General features: G+C 61.0%; 16 protein-coding genes. 9 read left to right on the plus strand and 7 right to left on the minus strand.

Features of this window, described 5'->3' with window-relative positions; translation table 11 throughout:
• Nucleotides 1-107: 107 nt before the first annotated feature.
• From E8A46_RS04105 to E8A46_RS04120, 4 genes are all read left to right on the plus strand, one after another.
• Nucleotides 108-659 carry a hypothetical protein gene (locus E8A46_RS04105; RefSeq protein ID WP_291557818.1) on the plus strand — a complete coding sequence of 184 codons (552 nt, stop codon included), beginning with the start codon at nt 108-110 and terminating at the stop codon, nt 657-659.
• A 331-nt stretch (nt 660-990) separates the two neighbouring features.
• Nucleotides 991-1,614 (plus strand): hypothetical protein, encoded by a 624-nt coding sequence (locus tag E8A46_RS04110; protein WP_291557820.1) that lies wholly within the window; start codon nt 991-993, stop codon nt 1,612-1,614.
• A 1,099-nt stretch (nt 1,615-2,713) separates the two neighbouring features.
• Nucleotides 2,714-5,020, plus strand: a complete 2,307-nt coding sequence (locus E8A46_RS04115) for a xanthine dehydrogenase family protein molybdopterin-binding subunit (RefSeq protein WP_291557822.1) — start codon at nt 2,714-2,716, stop codon at nt 5,018-5,020.
• A 241-nt stretch (nt 5,021-5,261) separates the two neighbouring features.
• Nucleotides 5,262-5,708: a cytochrome c gene (locus E8A46_RS04120; protein WP_291557825.1), complete on the plus strand. Its 447-nt coding sequence runs from the start codon at nt 5,262-5,264 to the stop codon at nt 5,706-5,708.
• Nucleotides 5,709-5,790: 82 nt separating this feature from the next.
• On the opposite strand, the gene E8A46_RS04125 is transcribed toward E8A46_RS04120, so the two are convergent.
• Nucleotides 5,791-6,216 carry a CHRD domain-containing protein gene (locus E8A46_RS04125; protein WP_291557827.1) on the minus strand — a complete coding sequence of 142 codons (426 nt, stop codon included), beginning with the start codon at nt 6,214-6,216 and terminating at the stop codon, nt 5,791-5,793.
• A 199-nt stretch (nt 6,217-6,415) separates the two neighbouring features.
• On the opposite strand from E8A46_RS04125, the gene E8A46_RS04130 reads away from it, so the two are divergent.
• Nucleotides 6,416-7,351 (plus strand): cytochrome c, encoded by a 936-nt coding sequence (locus E8A46_RS04130; RefSeq protein WP_291557829.1) that lies wholly within the window; start codon nt 6,416-6,418, stop codon nt 7,349-7,351.
• Nucleotides 7,352-7,540: 189 nt separating this feature from the next.
• The gene (locus E8A46_RS04135; RefSeq protein ID WP_291557831.1) at nt 7,541-8,047 is read left to right on the plus strand and encodes a GNAT family N-acetyltransferase; all 507 of its coding nucleotides are present in this window, start codon (nt 7,541-7,543) and stop codon (nt 8,045-8,047) included.
• 120 nt (nt 8,048-8,167) lie between these two features.
• On the opposite strand, the gene E8A46_RS04140 is transcribed toward E8A46_RS04135, so the two are convergent.
• Nucleotides 8,168-8,404 carry an Lrp/AsnC ligand binding domain-containing protein gene (locus E8A46_RS04140; RefSeq protein ID WP_291557833.1) on the minus strand — a complete coding sequence of 79 codons (237 nt, stop codon included), beginning with the start codon at nt 8,402-8,404 and terminating at the stop codon, nt 8,168-8,170.
• Between the two features lie 129 nt (nt 8,405-8,533).
• Here E8A46_RS04140 and thiD point away from each other — a divergent pair, with 129 nt between their 5' ends.
• Nucleotides 8,534-9,334 carry a bifunctional hydroxymethylpyrimidine kinase/phosphomethylpyrimidine kinase gene (thiD, locus tag E8A46_RS04145; RefSeq protein ID WP_291557835.1) on the plus strand — a complete coding sequence of 267 codons (801 nt, stop codon included), beginning with the start codon at nt 8,534-8,536 and terminating at the stop codon, nt 9,332-9,334.
• A gap of 183 nt (nt 9,335-9,517) precedes the next feature.
• On the opposite strand, the gene E8A46_RS04150 is transcribed toward thiD, so the two are convergent.
• The gene (locus tag E8A46_RS04150; protein WP_291557837.1) at nt 9,518-10,129 is read right to left on the minus strand and encodes a hypothetical protein; all 612 of its coding nucleotides are present in this window, start codon (nt 10,127-10,129) and stop codon (nt 9,518-9,520) included.
• 311 nt (nt 10,130-10,440) lie between these two features.
• Between E8A46_RS04150 and E8A46_RS04155 the strand changes: the two genes are divergently transcribed.
• Complete coding sequence (locus E8A46_RS04155) at nt 10,441-10,887, plus strand: nuclear transport factor 2 family protein (RefSeq protein WP_291557839.1); 447 nt, start codon at nt 10,441-10,443, stop codon at nt 10,885-10,887.
• 205 nt (nt 10,888-11,092) lie between these two features.
• The gene (locus E8A46_RS04160; protein WP_291557842.1) at nt 11,093-12,526 is read left to right on the plus strand and encodes an amidohydrolase family protein; all 1,434 of its coding nucleotides are present in this window, start codon (nt 11,093-11,095) and stop codon (nt 12,524-12,526) included.
• A 184-nt stretch (nt 12,527-12,710) separates the two neighbouring features.
• Here the strand turns inward: E8A46_RS04160 and E8A46_RS04165 are convergent, their stop codons facing one another.
• The 4 genes from E8A46_RS04165 to E8A46_RS04180 form a co-directional block, all read right to left on the minus strand.
• Complete coding sequence (locus E8A46_RS04165; RefSeq protein WP_291557844.1) at nt 12,711-13,247, minus strand: hypothetical protein; 537 nt, start codon at nt 13,245-13,247, stop codon at nt 12,711-12,713.
• 329 nt (nt 13,248-13,576) lie between these two features.
• Nucleotides 13,577-14,035, minus strand: a complete 459-nt coding sequence (locus E8A46_RS04170) for a thioesterase family protein (protein ID WP_291557847.1) — start codon at nt 14,033-14,035, stop codon at nt 13,577-13,579.
• A 75-nt stretch (nt 14,036-14,110) separates the two neighbouring features.
• Complete coding sequence (locus E8A46_RS04175) at nt 14,111-14,416, minus strand: YdcH family protein (protein ID WP_291557850.1); 306 nt, start codon at nt 14,414-14,416, stop codon at nt 14,111-14,113.
• 341 nt (nt 14,417-14,757) lie between these two features.
• Nucleotides 14,758-17,244: a patatin-like protein gene (locus E8A46_RS04180; RefSeq protein WP_291557853.1), complete on the minus strand. Its 2,487-nt coding sequence runs from the start codon at nt 17,242-17,244 to the stop codon at nt 14,758-14,760.
• Between the last annotated feature and the right edge of the window lie 75 nt (nt 17,245-17,319).

A 17,319-nucleotide genomic window follows, 5' to 3' on the forward strand; every position in this document is an offset into this window, starting at 1 on the left:
GCGGACAGGGCGACGCCGGGTAGTCACTTGCGGTTTTGCCCCCGTTGCGGACGTTTCTTGCTAACGTCAAAATGACTTCATGCAGGACCTACGAACGGGCGATCGCAGTGAACCAGAAACAGCAAAAACACCTCTCCGGAATTTGCCGATGCGGCAAGGTGAAACTGGAGGCAGTCGGCCAGCGGATTCTGACCGCCTCCTGTTATTGCGCAAGTTGCCAAGAAGCCGGAAGCCGTTTCGAGCAACTGGCTTCTGCGCCACCCGTGCTCAATCCCGACGGTGGAACAGACTACGTCGTATATCGAAAGGATCGAGTACAATGTGTGACGGGGGAGGAGTATCTTGAAGAGCACCGACTCAAGCCGGATTCCCCGACCCGGCGGGTCATTGCCGCATGTTGCAATTCGGCAATGTTCCTCGACTTCACCAAGGGACATTGGCTGACGATGTACCGGAATCGCTTTCCGGCAGACGCTCCGCCCCTTGAAATGCGGGTCATGACGCAGGACCGACGAGACGGCGTCGAACTTGCTGATGACTTGCCGAATTATGCCGGTCATTCCGGCAGGTTCATGTTGAGGTTGATTGCCGCTTGGATCGCTATGGGTCTCCGAAGACCAGAAAACACTCTGGGAAAGACAGTCCGCAAGTCGCAGTGACCATTTGCCGTGGGCGCGGCTTCGCGCCGATACAATGATGCATGTCCGAATCCAGGCGCTTTTCGGACCTCACGCCTTGTCCGGCCTTCGTCTGGGATGCGCATCAAAGCGCACGACCACAAATCACAGAGAACGGTCGGCAACCGGCAGCAGATCGCCTCACGCGCCAGACGGCCGAGAATAACTGATCATTAACCATATAAGCCCATGATTTTGGGTGGGCAATCGCGCGAGAGTCGTCGCGTGATCGTTCACGCGACGGCTCTTTTTTGTTTTGCTGATCGGCGGCGAGGAGAAATCTTGCGACTGGGCTGACATGTAGGGAACGCAGGTGGCTGAAACACCGGATAAAGCAGCGCAAGGAGACAAACAGCCTGAGACGGCACATCGGGGCGCTTTGGGCCGAGTGCCGGCGATAGTGGTGTCGTTATCCGCCTTGGCCGTGATTGGCGGGGCCATCGCCAATTCTTTGCCGAACTTCAATGGCCTCTCTTTGCCGAATTTCAATCACTTCTCCTTACCGGATTTAGATCGCTTCTCCCTGCCGAATTTCAATCGCTTCGTTGCGCAGTCTCCACACGAGACGGCTTCAGCCCCGATACCGGATCCCGTCATCAGCGCGGCACTGAGGGATATTCAGTTGTCGCAGCAGCAAAGTGCAGCTGTGTTGGTGTCGCTCACGCAGAGCGCCTCAACCTCACAGGCGGATTTGAAAAGAATATCCCGTCAACTCTCCACGCTGGCGGTGCAGGTGGACGCTCTGCAGAGTGCGGCGGCGCCGTTGACGACCTCCAGCATCCCGCATTCAAATTTTCGCGCCCGGGTGGTCCGGACGCCGCGAAAAATTGCTCCCCCACTGTCCAAACCTTTCGGCCCAGTTTCGGTCGGAGGTGCCCCGCTGAGTCCTGCACCGGTACCGATACCGGCGCCGGTACAGAGCTCGATCGCAGGATAGCCCGCGGTCAATCAGCGCCAGCTGGGCGCAGCACTTTGGCTGACGGCAAGGTTCGCCAGCACTCATTTTTCCGGGCTGAGCGCGTTGCGTGACGAGGCCGCGTTGCTATTGCTGATCGTGGTCGGCACGCTGGTCTATGCTGGATCGGTGCTGCTGCTGTTCGGCAGGGGCTGGCTGAGGTCGCTGGTGCGCGGCTAGCGAGTTCACTCATAAGCGCTTGATGTCCGATTCTGGGCAAAGCGGACACGACGATGCCGGGTAGTTACTTCCGGTTTTGACTCAGGCGGTGTAAAAACGCGGTTTTTGGTCGGGATGGCGGGGCCGGATCGAACGCTCGGATGGGCTCAAGTCTGCTTTGGCAGCGACCTATCAAGTCTGATCGCCGAGTTCGGCGGTGATCCTATGAGACGTGGATCATAATGATGTGAGAGCGCTCATCGCGCGACGCCTCATAACGCAGGTTGATTTGCATCAATAGGTCATAGGCACGTTTGTGCTCAACATTTGATGGAAACGACAAGGGCATGATCCCATGGCTAGGTTGGTGTTGATCTACCTGATGCTCGCGCTACCGCTTTCGGCGACAGCACAACCTCTTGAAGGAAATCCTTTGATTGGTCGTCAAACGGCGACGATCCTTTGTGTCCCCTGCCATCAGATCGGGAAAACGAATCGGGACGGGCCCCCGAGCTTCGTCGATGTTGCAAATTCGCCGTCCACCACGGCGCTTTCCTTAAAGGTATTTCTTCGTTCAAATCACAAGGAAATGCCTAACCTTATAATCCCTGACTCAGAGACTAACGACTTGATCGCCTTCATTCTCAGCCTCAAGCAACCGTCTGCTCCAAACTTAAGGTAAGCGCATGGTCGCTGAGCTGACGTAACCGTCGCCCAGCTGAATGCCCGCTCCTGGCAGATTTCTGACCTCACGCTAGGTCCGGCCTTCGTCCGGAATGCGCACCAAAGCGGACGTCCGCCAATCACTCTGAATCTATGGATTCACGCCTTAAAGGAGACGGTTCAAGATAAAGAGCCGTTTGCGCTTCGCCGCGAACCGCGCCAATATGGCGCGCAAACAGCGATGGCAGGTGGAGATACGATGGCTCCCATCAAATTCGGCGTCGGTCAAAGCGTGCTTCGCAAAGAAGACGATGCGCTGATTCGCGGCAAGGGCCGCTACACCGACGATTTCGCGCCGCAGCCTTCGCTGCATGCGCTGGTGCTGCGCTCGCCGCATGCCCACGCCAAATTCACCATCAATACCGCCCGCGCCCGCGGCCTCCCGGGGGTCGCCACGATCCTGACGGCGGAGGACGTCAGGGATCTCGGCGACCTGCCGTGCCTGTTCAATCTCGAAGTCGATCCATTCACCGGCCCGCCCTATCCGATTCTGCCCAGGGATGAGGTACGTCATGTCGGCGACGCCGTGGCGTTTGTCGTCGCCGATACCGTTGATGCCGCGCGCGACGCGATCGAGGCAATTGAAGTGAACTGGACGCCGCTGCCGGCGGTGGTTGGCGTTCTCCACGCGGTCAAGAAGGGCGCGCCGCAGGTCTGGGCCCAGCATCCCGGCAACGTGCTGTTCGACGTGTCGATCGGCGACAGCAAGGCGACCGAGGCGGCGTTCGCGAAGGCGCATACGGTCGCCGAAATCTCGATCGTCAATCCGCGCATCGTCACCAACTTCATGGAAACGCGCGCGGTGGTCTGCGAATACGATGCCAAGCGCGATCACCTGACGCTGACGATCGGCAGCCAGGGTAGCCATCGCTTGCGCGAAATCATCGGCGGCATGGTGCTGAAGATCCCGCTGGAAAAGATGCGGGTGATCTGTCCGGACGTCGGCGGCGGGTTCGGCACCAAGCTGTTTCCGTATCGCGAATATGCGCTCGCCGCATTCGCCGCGCGCAAGCTGCGCAAGACCGTGAAATGGACAGCCGATCGCGCCGATCATTTCATCGGCGACGCGCAAGGCCGCGACAATGCCACCACGGCGCGGATGGCATTGGCCGAAGACGGCAGGTTCCTCGGCATGGATGTCGATCTGCTCGGCGACATGGGCGCGTATCTGTCGACCTTCGGGCCCTATATTCCGCACGGCGGCGCCGGCATGCTGCCCGGGCTTTACGACATCCAGGCGTTCCATTGCCGCGTCCGCACCGTGTTCACCAATACCGTGCCGGTCGATGCCTATCGCGGCGCCGGACGCCCCGAGGCGGCCTACGTGCTGGAGCGGCTGGTCGATGCATCCGCGCGGAAACTCGACATGACGCCGGAGGCGATCCGGCGCAAGAATTTTATTCTGCCGCGGGCGATGCCATACAAGACGGCAACCGGCAAGGTCTACGATTCCGGCGACTTTGCCGCGCATATGAAGCGGGCGATGGAGATCGCGAACTGGAAGGAATTCGGCAAGCGCGCCAAGGCCGCGAAGAAGCAGGGCCTGGTGCGCGGCATTGGGCTTGCGAGCTATGTCGAGGTTTGCGGCACGATGGGCGAGGAGACCGCCAAGGTGCAGCTCGATTCCAGTGGCGACGTTTCGATCCTGATCGGCACCCAGTCGAGCGGGCAAGGCCACCAGACCGCCTATGCGCAGCTGGTCGCCGAGCAGTTCGGGCTGCCGCCCGAGCGCGTCCATGTCCTGCAGGGCGACACCGACCGGATCGCCACCGGTCTCGGCACCGGCGGATCGGCTTCGATTCCGACCGGCGGCGTCAGCGTCCAGCGTGCGACCCGCGAACTCGGCGAAAACCTGCGCGAGATCGCCGCCGAAGCGCTGGAAACCAGTGCCGGCGACCTCGAAATCCGTGAGGGTACGATCCGGATTGCCGGCACCGACCGGTCGATCAGCTTTGCCGATCTGGCGAAGCGGCCCGGCGTCGATCCGGCGAAGCTGAACGCGAGCGCGACGTTCACGGCCGCCGACGGCACCTTTCCGAACGGCACCCACCTTGCCGAGGTCGAAATCGATCCTGCCACCGGCACCATCAAGATCATCAACTACGTCATTGTCGACGATTTCGGGGTGACGCTGAATCCGCTGCTGCTGGCCGGCCAGGTGCATGGCGGCGCGATGCAAGGCATCGGCCAGGCCCTGATGGAGCAGGCGGTCTATGATCCCAAGGACGGCCAGCTCGTCACCGCAACGTTCATGGATTATGCGCTGCCGCGGGCGGCCGACGGTCCGTCATTCATATTCGAGACCCACAATATCCCGTGCAAGACCAATCCGCTCGGCGTCAAGGGCGCGGGCGAGGCCGGTGCGATCGGCTCCTGTCCGGCGGTCGTCAATGCGATCATCGAAGGGCTGTGGCGCGAATACCGGATCGATCACATCGACATGCCTGCCACGCCCGAGCGGGTCTGGATCGCGATCCGCGAGCATCAGCGCCGGCATAATCTGTGATATTGATTGGTGATATTTTGCCAACGCGCGGGAATGGAGCATGGCACCCGGGGTTGGCATGGCGACGGCTTCGCCTCAGCGGTCGCTAGAGCATGATCCGGAAAAGTGGGCAGCGGTTTTCCGAAAAGATCATGCTCAAACAAAAAGATAGAGCGAGACGACGATTCAACGAAAAGTCATCTCGCTCTAGTTGGTCGGGAAACTTGTTCAATCGCATGGTTCAAACAGGGAGATCAGGCTGATGATGCGAACGGTAGTTGTGGTGGGAGCGTTGGTACTCGGCATAGGCGCGGTGGCCGCGCAGCAGGACCAGGTCAAGCAGACCCAGGACATGATGAAAGGTAATGGAAAGAACGCAGGCGCGCTGGCGGCGATGGTCAAGGGCGAAAAGCCGTATGATCAGGCCGCGGTCAATGCCGCGTTGGCCCAGTTCGAAGATACCATCAAGAAGTTTCCAACCCTGTTTCCCGACAGCACCAAGGGTCTGAAGCCGGAGGGAGATTACTTCCCATCACCAAAAGTCTGGGAAGACCGGGCCGGCTTCGACGAGCACATCGCCAGCTTCGCCAAGGCCGTCGCGGACGCCAAGGGCAAGATCACGGATCTGGACACGCTAAAGGCGACCTTGCCCACCATCGGCAAGCAATGCGGCGGCTGTCACGAGACCTACCGCGTCAAGAACAGTTAAATCCGGCTGGGGGGAGAAAGGGCGGACGCTTGATGCGTCCGCCCTTTTTTCGTGTTTCGTTATTTATTCTCGCGCGCGAGACTTACTTCGTCACCTGGCCGCGGATTTCGCCGCCCGGATTGGCCGCGGTGTGGACGTTGATGTAGTACTTGCCGGCCGCGAGGTCGGCGGCCTGGGCGTCGGTCAGCGTGGCGCTGCCGTCGACCGGGCTCTTGGTCGCGTCCGGGATGGCCAGGGCGACGCCGGCGTTCTTGCCGGCTTCGGCCGGCCCGTGGAAGTGGGCCGCGGTCGCGGGGCCGGAGAGCCCCGAATAGGTCAGCTTCCAGCTCAGCTTCTTGGTGGCGGCATCGTAATCGATATCGGCGGTGCCGGTGCCGGTGCTGGCGTTCGGTGGTACTTCGGATTTGCCGTCCAGCGTCGCTTTCATCTTCTCGGCGAAAGCCGGTCCGGCGAACGCAACGGTCGCTCCCAGCGCAAGCATCGCAAGCATGGTTCTCGTCTTCGACATGGTTTTCTCCCTGTGGGCGCCGATCGACGACGCCAGTTTCAAAACAACGGGATTCCGGTTTTATTCCCGGAACCGGCTTCAACGCTTCAAATTTTCGGGCAGCCCAAATTTTCAGGCAGCCCAAATTTTCAGGCAGCCTATGGCTGGATTAGCCGCCATACTAGCCGTTAGTTCGAGATGGTTAGTGACGGATCGGTGAATGCTGCGACGAATTTTCCTTAGCTCCGTGATGGCCGGCGCCCTCGCATTCGCTGTTTTTTGGTGGCTGACGATACCGGCCGTCGTTTCGCCGGATCTGCTGGCGGCCTACACGCCGAACCTGGCGAACGGCCTCACAACGTTCAATGCCGCCGGATGTTCCTCCTGCCACGCCGTGCCCGGCCAGCCCGATCGCCTGAAGCTCGGTGGCGGCCTTGCGATTCCCTCGCCATTCGGGACGTTCTACGCGCCGAACATCTCGCCCGATCCGGCCGACGGCATCGGGCGGTGGAGCGAGGCCGAATTCGTGGCCGCGGTGACCAAGGGGGTTTCGCCGGCGGGATCGCACTACTTTCCGGCCTTTCCCTATCCCTCGTACCAGCGTGCGAAGGTCGACGAGGTGCGCGACCTGTTCGCTTACCTGAAAACGCTGGCCCCGGTATCCGGAAAGGCGCGTGGTCACGACGTGCCGTTTCCGTTCAATATCCGGCGCAATGTCGGGATCTGGAAATGGCTGTTTGTCGACGGCAAGCCCTTTGTGCCGGACCCCACCCGCTCGGCCCGGTGGAATCGCGGCGCGTATCTGGCAGGCAGCCTCGGCCATTGCGCCGAGTGTCACTCCCCGCGAAATTTCCTCGGCGGAATCATTGCCGCGCAGCGTTTCGCCGGCGGCCCCAATCCGGAAGGCGAGGGCTGGGTGCCGAACATCACGCAAAAGGGCCTCGGCGAATGGAGCGTCAGTGACTTCGCCTATTTTTTCGAGACCGGGCAAATGCCCGACGGCGACTCTGCCGGCGGCGCGATGGCGCGCGTGATCAAGAACATCTCGCAATTGCCGGCCGATGATCGCGCCGCGATCGCTGACTACATCAAGTCGCTGCCGCCGGTCGATGGACCGCCACGGCCGAAGAAAGCCGCGAAGGGTGGCAAGTCCTGATCGGGAACGCGTCCCGGTGCCAAATCGATGCCCTCAACGGGAAGCGGGACATCGGCGCTTATGACCCGTCTGAGACATTCAGGCGTCGTGATGCTAGCCTGCCGCGCGGTCCGTGCGGTATCCTCGTGCAGGTTGATCCGCCAAGAAGCGCGTACACGCGCCCCATGTGATGGGAGCCTATGGGGTCAGATGGAAATCCGCGAGTTCTCGACTGACGATGCGGCCGCGGTGCGCGAGCTGTTCATCCGGGTGAACCGTTTATTGGCGCCTGCGGATATGAGGGACGCGTTCGAAGTCTACGTCGCTCGCTCGTTAACTGAAGAAGTTGATCGAGTCTCTGATTACTATTCGGAGCGGAAGGGCGGCTTCTGGGTCGCCATCGATGACCAGAAGATCGTTGGCATGTTCGGACTAGAGCCGTCGAGCGATGGGGCAATTGAACTGCGCCGAATGTACGTCGACCCTGATTTCCGGCGCCGGGGGATTGCTCGAAAAATGCTGGATTTCGCGGAACAAGAATGCCGACGACGCAACCGACCGAGAATGGATCTGAGTACTTCTGAACTTCAGCGAGAAGCTCTGGCGCTCTATCAAAATGCAGGATACCAGCTGGTCCGCGAAGAGGATGCTGTGGCCGCCAGTAACAAGACTTTGGGTGGTGGAATTCGTCGCTACCACTTCACTAAGGCCCTTTGATCTGCGAGGTCCGAATATGGTACTTTTCGAATCTCACGCGATGTTCGCCTTGAGTCCGGAATGCGCATCCAGGCGGCCGTCCGCCGACCCCTCTGATGGCTTCACGGCACCAGGGCCGCTCTAGAACGCCTTGAAGGTGATGATGGTGTGGGTGTCCTGGATGCCGGGAATCACCTGCACCTTCTCGTTGACGAAGTGGCCGATGTCGGTGTCGTTTTCGACGTAGAATTTGACCAGCAGATCGTAGTCGCCCGCGGTGGAATAGATCTCGGAGGCGATCTCGGCCTCGGCGAGCGCGTTGGCGACGGCGTAGGACTGGCCGAGCTTGCATTTGAACTGGACGAAGAAGGGAACCATCGCTGTCGTCTCCGAAAAGGGCTTTGCGCCCGGTTCAATATAGCGTCCCTGAACTTGCTGGCAACAACACGCCGCGCTAGGACAGAACATGCGCATGATGCGACAATCCGGACGGCTGCGAGCCCTGCGATGACGATACCGATCGCACTCACCATCGCCGGCTCGGATTCGTCCGGTGGCGCCGGCATCCAGGCCGACCTGAAGACGTTCGCGGCGCTCGGCGTCTACGGCGCTTCCGTCATCACCGCCCTGACCGCCCAGAACACAACCGGCGTGAGCGGGATTCATCCGGTGCCGGCCGCGTTCGTGGCCGCGCAGATCGATGCGGTGTTTGGCGATCTCGACGTCAAGGCCGTCAAGATCGGGATGGTGGCGCAACTGGCCAGCATCGAGGCCATCGCCGCCGCGTTGGCGCGGTGGTCGCCCGCGCATGTCGTGCTCGATCCGGTGATGGTCGCGACCTCAGGAGATCTGCTGCTTGCGCCCGACGCCGTTGCGGGCCTGCGCGCAAAGCTCGTTCCGCGCGCCACGCTGCTCACCCCGAACCTGCCGGAGGCCGCCGCCCTTCTGGACGAGCCGGTCGCATCGGGCGAAGCCGCGATCGCGGGCCAGGGCAGGCGGCTGTTGGCTCTCGGCTGTCCGGCGGTGTTGGTCAAGGGCGGCCACGGGCAGGGCCCCGAGAGCATCGACTATCTCATCACGGCCAGCGGCACCATCGCGCTGCCGGCGCCGCGCATCGCCACCGATAATACCCATGGGACCGGCTGCTCGCTGTCTTCCGCGATCGCAGCCTTGCTTGCCAAGGGCGAGGCGCTGGAAACCGCCGTCCGCCAGGCCAAGGCCTGGATCAGTGCGGCGATCGCGGCGGCCGATCGGCTCGAGGTCGGCCACGGTCACGGCCCGATCCACCATTTTCACCGGTTTTACTAGAGCGTTTTCGAGCGAAGCATGCCCTCGGACTTGATCCGTGGGTGGATACCGGTTCGCGTGAAGAAAACGCGTCAAAACAAAAGATTAGAGCGTCGGTTCTGATTCAGTCAGAACCGATCTTGCTCTAGGCCGCGCGCCAGCCGATCGATGACCACAAGGCTGACGAGGACGACTCCTGCGGGACTAGACGACCGCCAGTTTACGCTCGGACCACCAACTGTCGATCAAGGCCAGGCGCCCGTTGGACAGAGCGATCGGATCGACCGGCCGCTGTGTCACGGGAACAGACACTTCAAGTCGCTCGACCGCCTTGGCGGCGTCACGCGCATCCTCTTCCCCGCTGAAACGATGGCTTTCGAAGCCGCGGTAATTCGGCATCATATATTGAAAGCCGAGATGAGCGAGCCAGGTCAATTGCTGCAATTCGTCTGGCGATAACTCGACACGAATCTTGCCCTCTCGCGGAGCCATCGATAGCTTGCCTGAACGGTTACCCTTGCTCCAACAGGCGCTTCCAAGCGCATCTCCGAAAACCCAGAGATGCGCGTGACCTTGATCTCGTTGCCTGCGGTGTGAGACGTGTCCGGCCGGGCTTTTCAATTTCTCCAGCGCCTTCGAAACTTCAGCAGGTAGCTGGCCTGCGACTTCGAAGTGCGCGTTGACGCCCCGAATGATCTCGGCCGCCGCTTCCTGCATGCCGCGATGGCGCCCGCGGACGAAATAAGACCTCATCAAACGCCCCGATGAGATCACCAGGAGCAACAATAACAGGGCGATAACCGTCAGAATTTCCATAGCGAATCCCCATCGCCCGGACGAGCGCCGCCCATCTTTTCACGACAGATTTAATCGACGATGAAATATCGACCGCGTAGAACTACGGCCATGAACCTCGCCAGGCCGACGCGATCATTCGACGTCTGAAGAATTCGACGTCCGCCCTGCGGGGCAGCCCCGCCCGATCGCACTGCGGTGAAGCACCTGGTTCGCAGATGCAGCATCAGGCGCCGTCCGTCGGCCAAAGCGGATGCTCGACAAAGCAGGGAGCGACTGCAAGACTGCCTTCAAACAGGACTGCCCTCAGAAAAAAACAGCGGAGGAAGCAAATGAATATCGATCGTCGCCAGCTGGCCCTGCCGGTGCTTGCCATTGGACTGCTGGGAGTGATCCCCGCCTTCGCGGGCGCGGAGGAAGACGCCGTCGCCAAGAGTGTGGAGGCGTTCCGCGCGGCCCAGTTCGCCGCCGACGCCAAAACACTGGACGGGCTGTGCGCGGCGGAGCTTAGCTACAGCCACTCCGACGGAAGGGTCGAGGACAGGGCGACCTTCGTCACCAACGCCACCGACGGAAAATCGAAATTCCTGTCGCTGGCCTACCAGGACACGAGTATCCGCGTGGTCGGCCCCGCGGCGATCGTGCGATTCCACTGGGTCGCCGAAAGCCAGTCCGCCGCTGATGGCAAGAAAACCGCCACCAATCTCCACATCCTGATGAACTGGCAGAAGCAGGGCGCCGACTGGAAGCTTCTGTCCCGCGCATCCACCAAGCTTTGATCCGTATCGAACCGGCCTGCCGGCGCGGATGATGCCGGCGATCGAACGCTGCGGGCCTCGCCGGCCTGAGCGGATGCGTCCGAACGGCGCCACGAGCGGATCGAATGTTTGATGTCCGCTCTTTCCACAACAGCGAATATCTGCCGGGGCGACGTGCGCGCCGGCTTGGTGCAAGATTTGCCAGAATTGCTTCCGGGAGGGGTCCATGTGCGAAGTCTGCAGGCGTAGTTTCATTCGCGGCGCTGCCGCGCTCGGCGCAGCCGGCGCAACCGGATTATTTTCACCGTCGCTGATGGCGCAGGAACGGCTCGGCAACACCGGCTCCGCGAGGCTTCCGGCGCGCGGCGAGTTCACCATCGCCAACGCCTATGTGATGACGATGGACGGCGGGCTCGGCGACATCGCCGACGGTTCGGTGCACGTGCGCAACGGCGAGATCGTCGCGGTCGGCAAGGACGTCGGCGGCGGCGACAAGATCGACGGCACCAGTATGATCGTCATGCCCGGCCTGGTCGAAACGCATTGGCATATGTGGAACACGCTGTTCCGCAGTTTTGCCGGCGACAGGCCGGAAGACGGCTATTTCCCGACGGTCGCGCGCTTCGGCCAGCAGATGAGTCCGGACGACACCTTTGCGAGCACGCGGCTCTCCGCGGCGGAGGCAATCAATTCCGGGATGACCTTCGTGCACTCCTGGTGCCACAACGTGCGCAGCGCGGCCCACGCCGAGGCCGATCTCCGTGCGCTCGCGGAAGTCGGCATCCGCGCCCGCCATTCCTGCGGCTGGCCGCAGGGTTTTCCCGACACCCAGTCGGCCGACCAGGGGCCGATCGAGCGCCTGGCCCGCGACTGGAAGAGCTGGTCCAACGAAGGCCTCATCACCCTCGGCATGGCATGGCGCGGGCAGTTCCGCGCCGGCCCGATCAAGCCGGAGGTGTATCAGCCGGAATTCGACAATGCCCGCAAGCTCGGCTTGCCGATCACGGTGCATGTCGCGAGCGCCCGCAAGGCGGTGAACCAGATCGAGCCGCTCTACAAGGCGAAGCTGATGGGCAAGGACGTCCAGCTCATTCACACGCTGTCGGCGAGTGCCGCGGAACTGGACATGATCAAGGAGTCGGGCGCTGCGGTCTCGGTGTCGCCCGGCTCCGAACTGCGCATTGGCTATGGCTACCCGCAGATCAGCGAGATGCTGGCCAAAGGCATTCCGCTCGGCATCTCGATCGATACCTCGGCGTTGACCGGAAGCTCAAATCTGTTCGGCGTGCTCAAGCTGGCGCGCGACTCCGAGAACGCCAAGGTGGAAAGCGAGTTCAAGATGACGGCGCGCAAGGCGCTCGAGCTTGGCACCATCGAGGGCGCGCGCTCGATGGGGATCGACGACAAAACAGGATCGCTCAGACCGGGCAAGCGCGCCGACCTGATCGCGATCAGCCCGAATGCCCTCAACATGGCCGTGGTGACCGATCCGGCGCATCTCGTGCTCGAGGCGACTGGCCCGGAAAACGTCGACACGGTCGTGGTCGACGGTCGCATCCTCAAGCGCGGTGGCAAGCTCACAGCACTCGATACGCCCCAGGTGATTGCCGGCGTTCGCGCCGCGCTTGCCGGCGTGCGCGAACGCACGAAATGGCGGTGAAGTCAGGCGAAACGCCCAACTGAATGCCTGGAACGGGATGATTTTAGGTTGAGGTGCAGCGGCGATCGGTCGCTGCTCCCTCTCCCCGCTTGCGGGGTCGAGACGAGCGAAGCTCGCTCTTAGAGGGTTGGGGTGAGGGGGACTCTCGTCAAAGTCGGACTCGCGGATATTCCCCCTCACCCGATCACTTCGTGATCAACCTCTCCCCGTAGAGGGGGGCGCAGCGGCGGTAGGCGGGATAATAGGAGTAGCCGTTCGGGCACACGGGCGAGGTGCCCAGAACCGGCAATTCGACATAGGGTAGGCCGACGGCTGGCGGTTCGACATAGGGCAGGCGAACCGGCAGTTCTGCATAGGGCAGGCGGACAGCCGGCGGTTCGACGTAGGGCAGGCGGACGGGCAGTTCCGCATAGGGCAGGCGGACGGCCGGTGGTTCGATGTAGGGCAGGCGGACGGGTAGTTCTGCATAGGGCAGGCGGACCGACGGCAGTTCGACATAGGGCAGGCCGAAAGCCTGCGGTCCCGCATAGGTCACGCCGTCAGATACACAGCGGCCGGTGGCGCGGCTGCGGTGAAAGCCATCCCAGCAAGGACTACTCACCATGATGACTTCAGAAGCCGGGACCTGGGTTGGCGCGGGCGAACCGGGAAGCGCCTGTGCAGCCAGCGAAACCATCGAGGCCACCGCACAGCAAGCCAAAATCGAAGCTATTTTTGGCATTTGATCCAATTCCCCCTCATGACGCCCTGATCAGTACACGCGACGTCGATCAATGTGGCAAATATAAATGGCCTGCCAGCGGCCTACAATCGACTTTTCCATCGCCGTTGTGCATTTGGCCAGTCCTGGCGAGGCGCCATCCGAGATGTCGAAGCCGGCCTCGTCGCGGCGTTTGGCGGAAGGTTGGGGAAATGCCAGGCGCGGGTCAGCGGCCGCCGGTTCGCAGGTCGTCCGAATGCCCGACCCTCAGGCGCGACCATTGAGGGGTGGGACGTCCATCGCGCCATGCTTGCGCTGTGCCGGAAGCCATCCGGGCGGCTGTTGTGAGGTCAACCGACGATGTAGGCCCCCGAACCGGTCGCGATTTGCTCGCCTGTGTCGTCCACGAGCTCCATGTGGGCCACCGCAACGCGGCCGCCGAGCCGAACCACGCGACCCGTGGCCAGGAAATGATGGCCGCGTCCTGGCCGCAGGTAGTCGATGCGCAGATCTATGGTGCCAATATCCGGAAAATGTCGCACGGGGATATCTTCGGCTTTGCGGGTGATCGAAGCCAGAGCGATTGCGAGGCCGCCTACCACGTCCAGGGTGGCCGAGATCACACCGCCGTGCAGAATTTGGCGGACCGGGTTGCCAACCAGCTCGGGCCGCATGTCGAACCTCAGTCGCGGCGCCTTGAAGTCGAGCGAGTCGATCTTGAGACCGAGCACACGATTGAACGGGATGATCTGTTCGAAGGTCCGCCGGAGTTCCGCCTCAATGCCCTCAGCTTCGCGTTGGTTGCCCATATCGATAACCCTGACTGAGGCCCCTCGATGACCATTGAAATGGGATCAGTTCGCCTCACGCCAAGTTAGTCGGCTTTAGTGAGCGCTGGCGGTGAGTTTGCGAAAACGTTCGACAAGGCGACGGTTATGTTGAATCTCATCGGCGATAATTGACTTGCGATGCTTAAGGTCGGCAATCGCTAAATCGTCAGTCGGGCTTTGATGCAAAGCATTAGCTATTTCTTTTTCGAGAACGATATATCGCTGTTCCAGGTAGGCCATTGTTGTTTGGGTCACGATACCTCTCCAATATGGCAGGGCCGCCGGCGCGGTCGGCGCCGCGGGCAAGGGGTCGATGGGCTGCTTGAATTTGCCGTAGCCCTTAGGTTCTTCTGTCTCCACGCGGGTCGGCAGTCTCTATGCGGCATCCGATCAGTTGAATCATGATTTGCGGCGTCGGCTCGTTTCCGAAGACCGAATTAAGTTGATGCGCCATTGGGCGCCGCCCTGACTGGATTACGACAACGGACCCGGAGGCCGCGTCATCTGCAAGGTCACTATTCCGGGAGACCATGACGAACTTCTGCATGGCGCCCTCCAGTAATTAAGGTCGAACATAAGTTTAGAATATGACGCGGCGTGTCAATATTGATTGATGCAGATCAACCTGGGCTTTGCCGCGGACATTTTTTGGTGCCGGATGACGAGGTTGCGCCATGTCCGTTCCTGAACGGCCAGGACCATCATCTCTTCGCTTTGAACGTTTCGGGCGCCCCATCTGCGGCGAGCGCGGCCCGCAGCTCCGCGATCAATGGCTTACACGTAGGTAGATGGCTCTCCTCCACATCCAGAATCCGGAGAAATCCTCTTCTTTTTAGTGCCGCCACGGCGGCCGGCGATTGGGATTCCGAACCGACCGCCTCGGAAACGATATCGATGAGACGATCGATGGCGTGCAGGCGACCGAGCAGGTAGTCGTTCTCGCGGTAAGCGCGCGACAAGAACGCTGCGGATTGATTGAATCCCGTACCCTTCAGGTAGAAAGTTCCCATTCGGTTGATGCCGGTGGCATCTTGCGCGCTAATGCGATTGATCTTTACCTCATTGAATTCCCCGGCCTCCCGCCATGGCATCACTGGAAACGTCACAACGTCCCAGAAGGGAAACCCGAGATAATTTACCAGCACTTCGCGCATCGCAGCGGGTGGCCAGTCCCTGGATTCAGCAAGAAGAACGTCGATGTCCGAGGTGCTGGCCTTGAGATCGATATCCAAGCCAAGACGTTCGATCAGCGCGTCAATCTGATTCTTGTGTCGCGCGACGAACGACTGCGCATATTTGGCTATCTCTCTGAGCTCGGTCGGAGATGGCCCTGCTCTGAAGATGTCCTCGACCAGATTGCACGTCGTCGCGTCGACGGAGGCGACCGTTTCTCTTCGCTCCAGCGCCTCCGTGCATTCGTAGAACTTGCGTTTCAGGCGGTCGACGACGGCGGCATCCAGGCCTTCGAGCTCTGGTGACCCGAGCATCTGAGTAAGGCGGTTTTGACCTTCGATCAGGAAGCGCAGCCGGCGCTTTCGATAACCCACGTCGAACGCCAGCAGGAACCTGATCCAGCTTGGGGCGGTGTCGAGGCCGGTAGCAGTTTCCGCCCGAAAAGACCGGTCATTCGCGGACTCGTAGGTCACTCCGGCCTGGATCGCCCAGGCGTTCATGATCTCCTCGATTGACCGCGCGAATGGGGATTCCGGACGAACCCCTCTGACCTCCATGATCAGCCTGCTGACGAAGTCGCGCGCCGAGGCGAGCTTCAGGCGGACATAGGCATCATACGCGAAACCAGCGTCGCGGGCGGCCTTGATATTTGCCTGCTCGCGCCAGCCGCGAATTCGATCCTGGCTGATCGGCTGTTCGCGGTCGGTGGTCATGGCCTCTACGACAAGCCGGCGGATATTCGGCCGCGCGCTGTCGACAATCGCTCTCAGCCGGCGCACCTGTTCGTTGAATTGGTCTATCCAGACGAGCTCGTCGGTCACGGGTTGGGACAATGGAATTTCCGACAGCGCGCCCTTCAACGTGGGAAAGAATCCCGGCATGCCGTGATGCACAGCCATACCCGCAGGCGTGGGATTGGGATCGACGTAAACCACCCGTCGGTCGACCTCGCGATACGCGGCGCGGCCCTGGATAGCGTTGACCGCCTCTCGAAAGGGATGACTGCTCAAAACACTGCCATCGATGAAGGGAATGGAAGTCACGTCGACGTTCATTCGCGCATAATTCTCGAAATTGTGCGCAATGAACTCTGCGCGGCGCGGCCAATCAATGGAGCGATTTCTGAGGAACTCGTCGACTTCCAAAATACGCGCCGGTGGAAACGCTCCGGGAATTGATGAGGTCGCGCGCGCGGCGAAAGCCAGTGCAGGCGCATTCATCATGTCGAAATCGCTCTCAATGGCTCCGCTTGCACTCCTGCGGTATTTGAAATGCAGCCGGTGGCGGTGTTCGCGCTCGTGGATGATCGGCGGATTGTGAATCTGCATGGTTCTCTGGTAACCGTTGAAGTCAGTCAGGGTCACAAACAAATCGAGACCCTGGCCTGAAGGAAGCAGGGAGGACTTTTCCTCCCGTGGCGTTCCCATGGCGGCCACTGCGTCATACATCAGCGCCGTCATCTTCGGGCCGTCGAATGGTGGCTGAAACCAGCGAGACCGCATGAACAACGATAGCTTGGAGCGCACCTCCAGGTCATTGATCAGTTTCAGGCCTGCCAGGCCTGCCGCCCAGAACAGCGGCCGAAGGAACCACTTGCTCGATAGGTGTGCCTTCGCTTCCGATGCCAGTAGTTCGGTGACGTCAGCATTCTCAAGCCAGAGGTCGCGCAACCGGCCCATCGGCAGGTCGTGACTCAATGCCCGTGCCAGCATGATGCCATTGATACCGCCCGCGGAGGCTCCCGCGACGATGTCAACGATGACCCGCAGATCGATCGTTCGACCGATATCGCGCAACAGATCGAAATAGATCGCTTCAGTGTCGAATTCGGGATCGGCGCGGTCGCGAATATCGAAGAATTCCGCCGCCGAGCGTTTTCCCCGGTCGGTGATGGCGTGAAGGGCGCTGGATGCCCGGGCGAGTTTCAGAATCTCCTTGGTGATCCCATGCATATAGATAGCGAGCGAGGCGCCGCCGAAACAAACAAGCGCTATCCGGAGTTCCTTTTCGCGCAAGGCTTTTCCCCATCCTGAAAGGATTTTAATGACGCATCACAATAACAATATCATCGCGCACGGAAGTGCTGCCCG

It is taken from the genome of Bradyrhizobium sp. (assembly GCF_004799445.1).
GTDB lineage: Bacteria > Pseudomonadota > Alphaproteobacteria > Rhizobiales > Xanthobacteraceae > Bradyrhizobium.

Coding starts and splice junctions, on each gene's coding strand:
- E8A46_RS04170 (WP_291557847.1), bottom strand. CDS start 14,035: ATGGGCAACCAACGCGAAGCTGAGGGCATTGAGGCGGAACTCCGGCGG.
- E8A46_RS04120 (WP_291557825.1), top strand. CDS start 5,262: ATGATGCGAACGGTAGTTGTGGTGGGAGCGTTGGTACTCGGCATAGGC.
- E8A46_RS04125 (WP_291557827.1), bottom strand. CDS start 6,216: ATGTCGAAGACGAGAACCATGCTTGCGATGCTTGCGCTGGGAGCGACC.
- E8A46_RS04155 (WP_291557839.1), top strand. CDS start 10,441: ATGAATATCGATCGTCGCCAGCTGGCCCTGCCGGTGCTTGCCATTGGA.
- E8A46_RS04135 (WP_291557831.1), top strand. CDS start 7,541: ATGGAAATCCGCGAGTTCTCGACTGACGATGCGGCCGCGGTGCGCGAG.
- E8A46_RS04140 (WP_291557833.1), bottom strand. CDS start 8,404: ATGGTTCCCTTCTTCGTCCAGTTCAAATGCAAGCTCGGCCAGTCCTAC.
- E8A46_RS04165 (WP_291557844.1), bottom strand. CDS start 13,247: ATGCCAAAAATAGCTTCGATTTTGGCTTGCTGTGCGGTGGCCTCGATG.
- E8A46_RS04130 (WP_291557829.1), top strand. CDS start 6,416: ATGCTGCGACGAATTTTCCTTAGCTCCGTGATGGCCGGCGCCCTCGCA.
- thiD (WP_291557835.1), top strand. CDS start 8,534: ATGACGATACCGATCGCACTCACCATCGCCGGCTCGGATTCGTCCGGT.
- E8A46_RS04150 (WP_291557837.1), bottom strand. CDS start 10,129: ATGGAAATTCTGACGGTTATCGCCCTGTTATTGTTGCTCCTGGTGATC.
- E8A46_RS04160 (WP_291557842.1), top strand. CDS start 11,093: ATGTGCGAAGTCTGCAGGCGTAGTTTCATTCGCGGCGCTGCCGCGCTC.
- E8A46_RS04115 (WP_291557822.1), top strand. CDS start 2,714: ATGGCTCCCATCAAATTCGGCGTCGGTCAAAGCGTGCTTCGCAAAGAA.